This window comes from Bacillus hominis, from assembly GCF_030348325.1.
Lineage (GTDB): Bacteria > Bacillota > Bacilli > Bacillales > Bacillaceae_G > Bacillus_A > Bacillus_A hominis.
On record NZ_JAUCFS010000005.1, the window covers coordinates 90,001 to 102,211 of the forward strand.

Sequence of the window (12,211 nt, forward strand, 5' to 3'; positions counted from 1 at the left end):
CTCTCTTGAATGTATCCTGAGTACGGCGGAACACGTGAAATTCCGTCGGAATCTGGGAGGACCATCTCCCAAGGCTAAATACTACCTAGTGATCGATAGTGAACCAGTACCGTGAGGGAAAGGTGAAAAGCACCCCGGAAGGGGAGTGAAAGAGATCCTGAAACCGTGTGCCTACAAATAGTCAGAGCCCGTTAATGGGTGATGGCGTGCCTTTTGTAGAATGAACCGGCGAGTTACGATCCCGTGCGAGGTTAAGTTGAAGAGACGGAGCCGCAGCGAAAGCGAGTCTGAATAGGGCGTTTAGTACGTGGTCGTAGACCCGAAACCAGGTGATCTACCCATGTCCAGGGTGAAGTTCAGGTAACACTGAATGGAGGCCCGAACCCACGCACGTTGAAAAGTGCGGGGATGAGGTGTGGGTAGCGGAGAAATTCCAATCGAACCTGGAGATAGCTGGTTCTCCCCGAAATAGCTTTAGGGCTAGCCTTAAGTGTTAGAGTCTTGGAGGTAGAGCACTGATTGAACTAGGGGTCCTCATCGGATTACCGAATTCAGTCAAACTCCGAATGCCAATGACTTATCCTTAGGAGTCAGACTGCGAGTGATAAGATCCGTAGTCAAGAGGGAAACAGCCCAGATCGCCAGCTAAGGTCCCAAAGTGTGTATTAAGTGGAAAAGGATGTGGAGTTGCTTAGACAACTAGGATGTTGGCTTAGAAGCAGCCACCATTTAAAGAGTGCGTAATAGCTCACTAGTCGAGTGACTCTGCGCCGAAAATGTACCGGGGCTAAATACACCACCGAAGCTGCGAATTGATACCAATGGTATCAGTGGTAGGGGAGCGTTCTAAGTGCAGTGAAGTCAGACCGGAAGGACTGGTGGAGCGCTTAGAAGTGAGAATGCCGGTATGAGTAGCGAAAGACGGGTGAGAATCCCGTCCACCGAATGCCTAAGGTTTCCTGAGGAAGGCTCGTCCGCTCAGGGTTAGTCAGGACCTAAGCCGAGGCCGACAGGCGTAGGCGATGGACAACAGGTTGATATTCCTGTACCACCTCTTTATCGTTTGAGCAATGGAGGGACGCAGAAGGATAGAAGAAGCGTGCGATTGGTTGTGCACGTCCAAGCAGTTAGGCTGATAAGTAGGCAAATCCGCTTATCGTGAAGGCTGAGCTGTGATGGGGAAGCTCCTTATGGAGCGAAGTCTTTGATTCCCCGCTGCCAAGAAAAGCTTCTAGCGAGATAAAAGGTGCCTGTACCGCAAACCGACACAGGTAGGCGAGGAGAGAATCCTAAGGTGTGCGAGAGAACTCTGGTTAAGGAACTCGGCAAAATGACCCCGTAACTTCGGGAGAAGGGGTGCTTTCTTAACGGAAAGCCGCAGTGAATAGGCCCAAGCGACTGTTTAGCAAAAACACAGGTCTCTGCGAAGCCGTAAGGCGAAGTATAGGGGCTGACACCTGCCCGGTGCTGGAAGGTTAAGGAGAGGGGTTAGCGTAAGCGAAGCTCTGAACTGAAGCCCCAGTAAACGGCGGCCGTAACTATAACGGTCCTAAGGTAGCGAAATTCCTTGTCGGGTAAGTTCCGACCCGCACGAAAGGTGTAACGATTTGGGCACTGTCTCAACCAGAGACTCGGTGAAATTATAGTACCTGTGAAGATGCAGGTTACCCGCGACAGGACGGAAAGACCCCGTGGAGCTTTACTGTAGCCTGATATTGAATTTTGGTACAGTTTGTACAGGATAGGCGGGAGCCATTGAAACCGGAGCGCTAGCTTCGGTGGAGGCGCTGGTGGGATACCGCCCTGACTGTATTGAAATTCTAACCTACGGGTCTTATCGACCCGGGAGACAGTGTCAGGTGGGCAGTTTGACTGGGGCGGTCGCCTCCTAAAGTGTAACGGAGGCGCCCAAAGGTTCCCTCAGAATGGTTGGAAATCATTCGTAGAGTGCAAAGGCATAAGGGAGCTTGACTGCGAGACCTACAAGTCGAGCAGGGACGAAAGTCGGGCTTAGTGATCCGGTGGTTCCGCATGGAAGGGCCATCGCTCAACGGATAAAAGCTACCCCGGGGATAACAGGCTTATCTCCCCCAAGAGTCCACATCGACGGGGAGGTTTGGCACCTCGATGTCGGCTCATCGCATCCTGGGGCTGTAGTCGGTCCCAAGGGTTGGGCTGTTCGCCCATTAAAGCGGTACGCGAGCTGGGTTCAGAACGTCGTGAGACAGTTCGGTCCCTATCCGTCGTGGGCGTAGGAAATTTGAGAGGAGCTGTCCTTAGTACGAGAGGACCGGGATGGACGCACCGCTGGTGTACCAGTTGTTCTGCCAAGGGCATAGCTGGGTAGCTATGTGCGGAAGGGATAAGTGCTGAAAGCATCTAAGCATGAAGCCCCCCTCAAGATGAGATTTCCCATAGCGTAAGCTAGTAAGATCCCTGAAAGATGATCAGGTTGATAGGTTCGAGGTGGAAGCATGGTGACATGTGGAGCTGACGAATACTAATAGATCGAGGACTTAACCATATAATATGAAGCAAATGTTATCTAGTTTTGAAGGAATATGCCTTCATAGTTTGGTGATGATGGCAGAGAGGTCACACCCGTTCCCATACCGAACACGGAAGTTAAGCTCTCTAGCGCCGATGGTAGTTGGGACCTTGTCCCTGTGAGAGTAGGACGTCGCCAAGCAACTAAAACACGAGTCATTTGACTCGTGTTTTTTCGTGTTTTCTTTTATAATTCATAGTAATTTAAAAAATCTTTACTTAAAGAATCGTCCTTTTGATTAAAGATTGTGAAATGTGGCTAGGATAGTGAATAAGCAAAAGAGTTGCAAATTTTTTTAATACGTATATAATTAAAGTCAAAGATAGTCAAAGTCAATAAAGGTGGCGGATAAATGAGAAATATATCTGATATCATTGAGAAATATCTAAAGCAAGTTATTGACTTAAGCAATAATAATGTGATTGAAATCAAGAGGAATGAGATCGCTGATCGATTCGATTGTGTGCCGTCTCAAATCAACTATGTAATCAATACCCGTTTTACACTAGAAAGAGGATTTGTAGTAGAAAGTAAACGAGGTGGAGGGGGTTACATTCGCATTATAAAAGTCAAATTGCATGACGATATAGACATTATTGATCAAATGCTTCATATGATTGATCATAGTGTTGCGCAAGGAAATGCAGAAAGCATGATTATACGTTTAATAGAAGAGGGTATTATAACAAATCGTGAAGCTAAACTTATGCTAAGCGTACTAGATCGTTCTGTATTATTAATGGATGTCCCTTCTCGAGATGAACTTAGGGCTCGAATATTATGCGCAATGTTAAGAACACTGAAATATAAATAAATATAACTTTTGTTAAGAATGATAACTAAGATAATGCAGTTTAATATTGTAGGGATTTTGAAAGATGACATGTGCTTTTACTAAATGGATTAAGAAAAGAGAACAATCTAGTAATGTATGAAAAGTATCATGAGATAGATCGTTCCTGTTGTAAAGGTGGGAGATAGCGATGACTTGTCAAAACTGTAATATAAGACCAGCAACTTTACATTATACAAAAGTAATCAACGAAAAAAAGGCGGAAGTTCATCTTTGCGAGCAATGTGCAGAACAAAGTGGCTATACGTCTTTCTTTCAATCACCGCAGTCTAATTTTTCATTCCATGACCTATTAGCCGGATTATTGCATAGTGAACCAGCAATGTTTGAAGAAGGGCAAGATGCATTTTCAAATACAAATATATCAAGATGTCCGAATTGTAAGATGACATATGAACAATTTACAAAAGTGGGACGCTTTGGGTGTGCTTCTTGTTACGATACATTTAAGGGGCATTTAAAACCATTGTTAAAACGTCTTCACGGTGGGCATACAGAACATTGTGGAAAAATTCCTGAACGTATAGAAGGAAATATCTACTTAAAGAAAGAATTAGATGAACTAAAACTCAATCTGAAACAATATGTACAGAAAGAGGAATTTGAGAAAGCGGCTGAAGTACGAGATAAAATTCGAGGTCTTGAAAATCAGCTTAGTGAGCATAGAGAGGGGGAATAGTTCTATGTCACTGGACAGAATTATGAATGAAGCGATTAGTCCATGGATGAAGGGGGATGGCCCTGATTCTGATATTGTTTTAAGTAGTCGAATTCGTTTGGCTCGTAATTTTAAAAAATATCAATTCTCTACTATGCAAAACGAGGAAGAAGCTAAACAGATTCATGAGTTATTTAAGAAGAAGTTTATAAATAAACCTGTAGAACCTTTTGGGGCGTTTGAACTATTAAAAATGAATGAATTAAATCCTCTTCAAAGGAGAGTTTTAGTTGAGAAGCATTTAATTAGTCCAAATCTTGCAGGAACAGAATACGGAGCATGCCTACTATCAGGAAGTGAACATATAAGTATCATGCTTAATGAAGAGGATCATGTTAGGATTCAGTGCCTGTTTTCAGGTTTGCAGTTATCAGAGGCGCTTCAAAGTGCCAATCAAATAGATAATTGGATCGAGGAACAGGTTGAATATGCTTTTGATGAATCGCTTGGATATATTACGAGTTGCCCCACTAACGTCGGTACAGGATTAAGGGCTTCGGTAATGATTCATTTGCCGGGACTGGTTTTAACGAAAAGAATTAACCGTATTATACAAGTAATTCAAAAATTAGGGCTAGTAGTAAGAGGAATATACGGTGAAGGTAGCGAAGCGTTAGGTAATATATTTCAAGTGTCAAATCAAATGACACTAGGGAAATCAGAAGAAGATATTATTGCAGATTTAAAGAGTGTCATTCAACAAATCATCCATCAAGAAAAAATGGCTAGAGAATTAATTGTACAAAATTCAAGTATTGAGCTTGAAGATAAAGTATATCGTTCTTACGGAATACTAGCTAACAGTCGTTTAATTCAATCTGCAGAAGCAGCCACTTGCTTATCAGATGTACGACTTGGTATTGACTTAGGATATATACAAGGTATATCGAGAAATATTTTAACTGAGTTAATGGTTCTTACTCAGCCGGGCATTTTGCAACAATATGCAGGAGGACCCCTAGGACCAGAAGAAAGAGATTATCGAAGAGCAACCTTAATCCGTGAGCGATTACGAATTGAACAAAATTAAGCGCAAGTAGGAGGCGATTTCTATGATGTTTGGAAGATTTACAGAACGAGCACAGAAAGTATTAGCTTTATCTCAAGAGGAAGCAATTCGCATTGGGCATAATAATATTGGAACAGAACATATTTTACTTGGGCTTGTACGCGAAGGTGAAGGAATTGCAGCAAAAGCGTTAATTGCTCTTGGATTAAGTCCAGAGAAAGTTCAAAAAGAGGTAGAAGCATTAATTGGACGGGGAACAGAAGCTTCTCAAACAGTACATTACACACCTCGTGCTAAAAAAGTTATTGAGTTGTCTATGGACGAAGCTCGTAAATTGGGTCATTCATACGTTGGAACAGAACATATTTTACTTGGTTTAATCCGTGAAGGTGAAGGTGTAGCAGCACGTGTTTTAAATAATTTAGGTGTAAGCCTAAATAAAGCAAGACAACAAGTGTTACAACTCCTTGGAAGTAATGAAGCTAGTTCAGGTCACCAAGGTGGTTCATCGACAAATGCGAATACACCTACACTTGACAGTCTAGCACGTGATTTAACAGTTGTTGCACGTGAAAATCGTTTAGATCCTGTTATTGGACGTAGTAAAGAAATTCAACGTGTAATTGAAGTGTTAAGCCGTAGAACAAAAAACAATCCAGTATTAATTGGAGAACCTGGTGTAGGTAAGACAGCAATTGCAGAAGGATTAGCACAGCAAATTGTAAATAATGAAGTTCCTGAAACTTTAAGAGATAAGCGTGTTATGACATTAGATATGGGTACAGTTGTTGCTGGAACAAAATATCGTGGTGAATTTGAGGATCGTTTAAAGAAAGTGATGGATGAGATTCGCCAAGCTGGTAACATCATTCTATTTATTGATGAGCTTCATACGTTAATTGGTGCAGGAGGGGCGGAAGGTGCAATTGATGCATCGAATATTTTAAAACCATCTTTAGCACGTGGTGAATTACAATGTATTGGTGCAACAACTTTAGACGAATATCGTAAATATATTGAAAAGGATGCGGCATTAGAAAGACGTTTCCAACCAATTCATGTTGATGAACCAAACTTAGAAGAATCAGTTCAAATTTTAAAAGGTTTACGTGACCGTTACGAGGCGCATCACCGCGTATCTATTACAGATGATGCAATCGATGCGGCTGTAAAACTTTCAGATCGTTATATTACAGACCGTTTTTTACCTGATAAAGCAATCGATTTAATTGATGAGGCTGCATCAAAAGTGCGCTTACGTTCTTATACAACACCGCCAAACTTAAAAGAGCTTGAAGTGAAGCTTGAGGAAATTAGAAAAGAAAAAGATGCAGCTGTACAAAGCCAAGAATTTGAAAAGGCTGCTTCCTTACGTGATATGGAACAACGTTTACGTGAAAAGTTAGAAGATACAAAGCGTCAGTGGAAAGAGAAACAAGGACAAGAAAACTCGGAAGTAACAGTAGAAGATATTGCAAATGTTGTTTCTACATGGACACGTATTCCGGTTTCTAAACTTGCACAAACAGAGACAGATAAATTATTAAACTTGGAATCAATTTTACATGATCGTTTGATTGGACAGGATGAAGCAGTTGTAGCTGTGGCAAAAGCTGTTCGTCGTGCGAGAGCGGGATTAAAAGACCCGAAACGTCCAATTGGCTCATTTATTTTCCTAGGACCGACTGGTGTAGGTAAAACAGAACTAGCGAGGGCATTAGCGGAATCTATGTTCGGTGATGAGGATGCAATGATCCGCATTGATATGTCTGAGTACATGGAAAAACATTCTACTTCTCGTTTAGTTGGATCTCCCCCGGGATATGTTGGATATGAAGAAGGTGGACAATTAACAGAGAAAGTTCGTCGTAAGCCATATTCAGTTGTCTTATTAGATGAAGTAGAGAAAGCTCATCCTGATGTGTTTAATATTTTACTACAAGTATTAGAAGATGGCCGTTTAACAGATTCTAAAGGACGTACAGTTGATTTCCGTAATACAATTGTTATTATGACGTCTAATGTTGGTGCAGACGCATTAAAACGTAATAAACATCTTGGATTTAACGTACAAGATGAGAGCCGCGATTATTCAGATATGAAAGGTAAAGTAATGGATGAATTGAAAAAAGCATTTCGTCCAGAATTCTTAAACCGTATTGATGAAATTATCGTGTTCCATATGCTTGAGAAAAAACATATTCAAGAGATTGTAACACTTATGGTGAATCAGTTAGTGAATCGCTTAAAAGAACAAGAAATCGAATTGCACTTAACAGAAGGGGCAATTTCAGCTATTGCTGATAAAGGATTTGATCGTGAGTACGGTGCTCGTCCGCTTCGTAGGGCAATTCAGAAGCATGTAGAAGATAGACTATCGGAAGAACTGTTAAAAGGTGCTATTGAGAAAGGACAAAAAGTTATCTTTGATGTAGAAGGAGAATCATTTGTCATTCATAGTGCGGAAAAGGTAAAATAAGTATAGACAAACAAAGAGGGCTACGCGATAGCCCTCTTTCTTGTACGAGAAGGATAAACGTTTGTAGATGAAAGTGAAGTGAACTATAAAAGATATGGCTAAAAAGAAAACAAAATTTACATGTCAAGAATGTGGTTATCAGTCGCCAAAATATATGGGTAAATGTCCTGGATGTGGTCAATGGAATACGCTTGTTGAAGAGATGGAACCAGTTGTATCATCAAGACGCCTTAATTATGCCAATGCAATTCAATCAGAAGTAACAAAACCAAGACGCTTAACGGAGGTAGAAACAAAGTCTGAGGCGCGTATTGAAACGAAATTTCAAGAGTTTAACCGTGTACTTGGTGGCGGGATTGTAGATGGATCTTTAGTACTTATCGGTGGAGACCCTGGGATTGGGAAATCAACATTGTTATTACAAATTTCATCGCAATTAGCAGATTCTTCATATGATGTACTATACATATCAGGTGAGGAGTCAGCAAAGCAGATTAAACTTCGTGCAGATCGTTTGCATGTAAAGGGTAGTAATCTATTTGTTGTAGCAGAGACTGACCTGCAGCGAATTGCAGCGCACATTGAAGAGATGAATCCAGCTTTTGTTGTTATTGACTCTATTCAAACGATACATTTACCTGAAGTGACGTCAGCCCCTGGAAGTGTGGCGCAAGTACGTGAATGTACAGCGGAATTAATGAAACTTGCAAAGACGAAAGGGATTCCTATTTTTATCGTTGGACATGTGACAAAAGAAGGAGCAATTGCAGGACCACGCATGCTGGAACATATGGTCGATGCAGTTCTTTACTTTGAAGGAGATCGTCACCATACATATCGTATTTTGCGAGCTGTGAAGAACCGTTTTGGTTCCACAAATGAAATGGGTATCTTTGAAATGAAGGAACTAGGTCTTGCAGAAGTACTAAACCCTTCTGAAATTTTCCTTGAGGAAAGGCCAGTTGGAGTTGCAGGGTCCACAGTGGTTGCTTCAATGGAAGGAACAAGACCGGTTCTAGTAGAAATCCAAGCATTAATCTCCCCTACTAGTTTTGGAAATCCTCGAAGAATGGCGACCGGAATTGATCATAACCGCGTTTCACTTATTATGGCAGTGCTAGAAAAAAGAACAGGTTTATTGTTGCAAAATCAAGACGCATATTTAAAAGTCGCGGGTGGTTTGAAATTAGATGAACCAGCAATCGATTTAGCTGTCGCCTTAAGTATTGCTTCAAGTTTCAGAGACAAAGCTACTGCACCAACCGATGCGGTGATAGGAGAAGTAGGACTAACTGGAGAAATAAGAAGAGTATCAAGAATCGAACAACGTGTACAAGAAGCAGCTAAGTTAGGATTTCAACGTGCTATTATCCCTAGAAAAAATTTAGGGGGTTGGACAATTCCGGATGGGATTGAGGTAGTAGGTGTTTCTAATCTAGGAGAAGCGCTTCGTTTGACATTAGGAGGCTAGGCTATGGAAGAAAACAAGCAACGTGTCAAAAGTATGATTAATATTCTACAGCTCGTTGCCCCAGGAACGCCACTGCGCGAAGGGATAGATAACGTACTTCGTGCGCAAACAGGAGGATTAATTGTTCTTGGATATAATGAGCAGATTAAAAGTATTGTTGATGGAGGATTTCACATTAATTGTGCATTCTCACCTGCTAGTTTATATGAATTAGCAAAAATGGATGGGGCGCTTATTTTAAATGAAACAGGGAGCAAAATTTTGATTGCGAATGCACAATTAGTCCCAGAGGCATCTATTGATTCTATTGAAACAGGTATGCGTCACCGAACGGCGGAGCGTGTAGCGAAGCAGACGGGTAGCCTTGTTGTTGCCATTTCACAAAGACGTAACGTAATTACGCTATATCAAGGGAGCTTACGTTATACACTAAAAGATATAGGTGTAATTTTAACAAAAGCAAACCAAGCTATTCAAACGTTAGAAAAATATAAGGCCGTATGGAATGATGGTATTACGAATTTGGGCATTCTAGAATTTGAAGAGGTTGTTACAATGTCCGAGGTAGTTCACGTTTTACATAGTGTCGAAATGGTACTGCGTATAAAAAATGAAATATTGAGCTATATTCATGAGTTAGGAACAGAAGGAAGATTAATTCGTTTACAACTTACAGAATTACTAGCCGACTTAGAAGCAGAGGCAGCGCTATTAATTAAAGATTATTATCAAGAAAAAACGCAAGATCACCATCAAATTTTGAAAAAGTTACAAGATCTTGCAAATACACAACTTCTAGAGGATAGTGATTTAGTTAAACTGCTGGGCTATCCAGGACAAATGAGCTTAGAAGAAAGCGTGACGCCGAGAGGATATCGAATCACAAGCAAAATTTCTCGTGTTCCACCACTTATCATTGAAAATTTAATTAATCGATTTAAAACGTTACAAGGTGTTTGTCGTGCAACTATTAATGAATTGGACGATGTGGAAGGAATTGGGGAAGTCAGGGCGAAGAAAATACGAGAAGGTTTAAAAAGAATTCAAGAGCATCTCTATATGAGTAGACACAATTAAGAATATTACATTGATTCCATAATATAACGACACTAGAACATTTTTGTTATATGATATGGTATATTGGTAAATAAAACTATTTACAAAAAAATACATCCACTTTTGCATTCGGCGTTTTGATTAGTGAAACAATGGTTAATAATGAGTAGGAGGTGGTTGGATGTTAAAACGGATCGTACAGCTCTTCTTTTTAGTGATCGGGGGAGCATTAGGGATTTTCTTAATTCCAAAAGTTATTAATGTAATGGACATCGGCGCTGTTCCTTGGTTGGAAGGGTCTTATGTTCGTGCAATTATTGGTGCAATTATTTTATTTTTAACAACATTTTGGCTTGTAGATTATATTGTTCAACTTATTAAGCATATCGAAGAAGCTCTTGTAAAGGCACCTGTAGCAGATGTTTTATTTGGTACATTAGGGTTGATCTCTGGTCTTATTGTTGCATATTTAATTTTGATACCAATTCGTGAATTCACGATTCCGGTCATTAGTACAGTATTACAAGTGTTCTTTACACTTTTACTTGGTTATTTAGGATTCCAAGTAGGGTTTAAAAAGAGAAATGAATTGTTAGGATTATTTACATTACCCCAGCGCGGAGGTAAGAAGAAAAACAATAGTGAGAACGAAGAGGTAGAGGTGGAAAAATCTACAGCTCATTGGAAAATTCTCGATACGAGTGTAATTATTGATGGACGTATTGCAGATATTTGCCAAACGAAGTTTTTAGAAGGAACAATTGTGATTCCACAATTCGTATTAGAAGAGCTTCAACATATTGCCGATTCTTCTGATGCATTAAAGCGTAATCGTGGTCGCAGAGGATTAGACATTTTGAATCGTATTCAAAAAGAGATGCCAATTCCGGTAGAAATTTATGAAGGCGATTTTGAGGATATCCAAGAAGTGGATAGCAAACTTGTAAAGTTAGCGAAAGTCACTGGTGGAACTGTTGTAACAAATGATTTCAACTTAAACAAAGTTTCTGAATTACAAGGAGTAACAGTGTTAAACATTAATGATTTAGCAAATGCAATTAAACCAGTGGTACTCCCTGGAGAAGAACTAAGTGTTTATGTTGTAAAAGATGGTAAAGAGCAAAATCAAGGTGTTGCATACTTAGATGATGGCACGATGATTGTAGTGGAAGATGGTAGAGAATATGTTGGTTCGCAACTAAATGTACTTGTTACAAGTGTGTTGCAAACATCGGCTGGTCGTATGATTTTCGCAAAACGTAAATTATTAGAAAAAGCATTATAAGTAGAGGGTTATTAATATGTATACATTAATTATTCCAGCAGCGGGACAAGGAAAACGGATGGGTGCTGACAAAAATAAGTTATTCTTACTTATAAATGAAGTGCCGATTATTGTGCATACATTACGTGCTTTTGAAAAAGATAGAGCATGCAAAAGTATTATTATGGCAATTAACGAAGAAGAACGCCCGTATTTTGAGGAATTAATACAGAAGTATCCGATTGAAAAGCCATTACACTTTATTCAAGGCGGAGCTGAAAGGCAAGATAGCGTATATAACGCGATTCAGCATGCGAGTAATGTTGAATATGTTCTTGTGCATGATGGGGCACGCCCATTCGTAACGACTAAAGTGATTCAAGATGTATTAACTGCAGCAGAAAAATATGGAGCCTCCATTTGTGCAGTGCCAGTAAAGGATACGGTTAAGAAAGTAGAGCAGGGTGTTGTTGTCGAAACGGTAGAACGATCTCAGCTTAAGGCTGTACAAACACCGCAAGGATTTTCTGTTTCTCTTTTGTTAGAAGCTCATAGAAGTGCAAAACAGAGCTGTTTTCTTGGTACAGATGATGCAAGTCTCGTAGAACGTATCGGAAAGCAAGTGGGTGTAGTAGATGGGAGTTACTATAATATTAAAGTGACGACCCCAGAGGATTTATTAATTGCTGAAAGTTTCCTTCATGTTCAGAAGAAATAGAAGTGATGGTATCATAGCAAAGAAAAGCTCGGCAACGGCCGGGCTTTTCTTTATAGGGATAGCGATATAATATAGAGTCATAAAGCTCAGTAGTT

At 40.3% G+C, this 12,211-nt stretch carries 8 protein-coding genes and 2 rRNA genes (1 of these 10 cut by a window edge); all 10 read left to right on the top strand.

The features are described from left to right. Nucleotides 1–2,524: ribosomal RNA gene (locus tag QUF93_RS02895) — 23S ribosomal RNA — on the top strand; it begins 398 nt to the left of the window's first position. A gap of 49 nt (nt 2,525–2,573) precedes the next feature. Beyond that, nucleotides 2,574–2,689: ribosomal RNA gene (gene rrf, locus QUF93_RS02900) — 5S ribosomal RNA — on the top strand. A 211-nt stretch (nt 2,690–2,900) separates the two neighbouring features. Next, complete coding sequence (ctsR, locus tag QUF93_RS02905) at nt 2,901–3,362, top strand: transcriptional regulator CtsR (RefSeq protein ID WP_002115277.1); 462 nt, start codon at nt 2,901–2,903, stop codon at nt 3,360–3,362. A 169-nt stretch (nt 3,363–3,531) separates the two neighbouring features. Next, complete coding sequence (gene mcsA / locus QUF93_RS02910) at nt 3,532–4,080, top strand: protein-arginine kinase activator protein McsA (protein WP_128283394.1); 549 nt, start codon at nt 3,532–3,534, stop codon at nt 4,078–4,080. Between the two features lie 4 nt (nt 4,081–4,084). Continuing rightward, a complete protein-coding gene (gene mcsB, locus QUF93_RS02915; protein ID WP_289357813.1) occupies nt 4,085–5,149 on the top strand; it encodes a protein-arginine kinase McsB in 1,065 nt (354 codons plus the stop codon). A 22-nt stretch (nt 5,150–5,171) separates the two neighbouring features. Further along, entirely contained in the window at nt 5,172–7,607 is a 2,436-nt protein-coding gene (gene clpC / locus QUF93_RS02920) for an ATP-dependent protease ATP-binding subunit ClpC (RefSeq protein ID WP_002115282.1), read from the top strand. 94 nt (nt 7,608–7,701) lie between these two features. Next, the gene (gene radA, locus QUF93_RS02925; RefSeq protein ID WP_002115283.1) at nt 7,702–9,078 is read left to right on the top strand and encodes a DNA repair protein RadA; all 1,377 of its coding nucleotides are present in this window, start codon (nt 7,702–7,704) and stop codon (nt 9,076–9,078) included. Between the two features lie 3 nt (nt 9,079–9,081). After that, the gene (gene disA / locus QUF93_RS02930) at nt 9,082–10,155 is read left to right on the top strand and encodes a DNA integrity scanning diadenylate cyclase DisA (protein ID WP_212935129.1); all 1,074 of its coding nucleotides are present in this window, start codon (nt 9,082–9,084) and stop codon (nt 10,153–10,155) included. 160 nt (nt 10,156–10,315) lie between these two features. Beyond that, nucleotides 10,316–11,419, top strand: a complete 1,104-nt coding sequence (locus tag QUF93_RS02935) for a PIN/TRAM domain-containing protein (protein ID WP_002115284.1) — start codon at nt 10,316–10,318, stop codon at nt 11,417–11,419. 16 nt (nt 11,420–11,435) lie between these two features. After that, nucleotides 11,436–12,116, top strand: a complete 681-nt coding sequence (ispD, locus tag QUF93_RS02940) for a 2-C-methyl-D-erythritol 4-phosphate cytidylyltransferase (protein WP_002115286.1) — start codon at nt 11,436–11,438, stop codon at nt 12,114–12,116. Nucleotides 12,117–12,211: the final 95 nt, after the last annotated feature.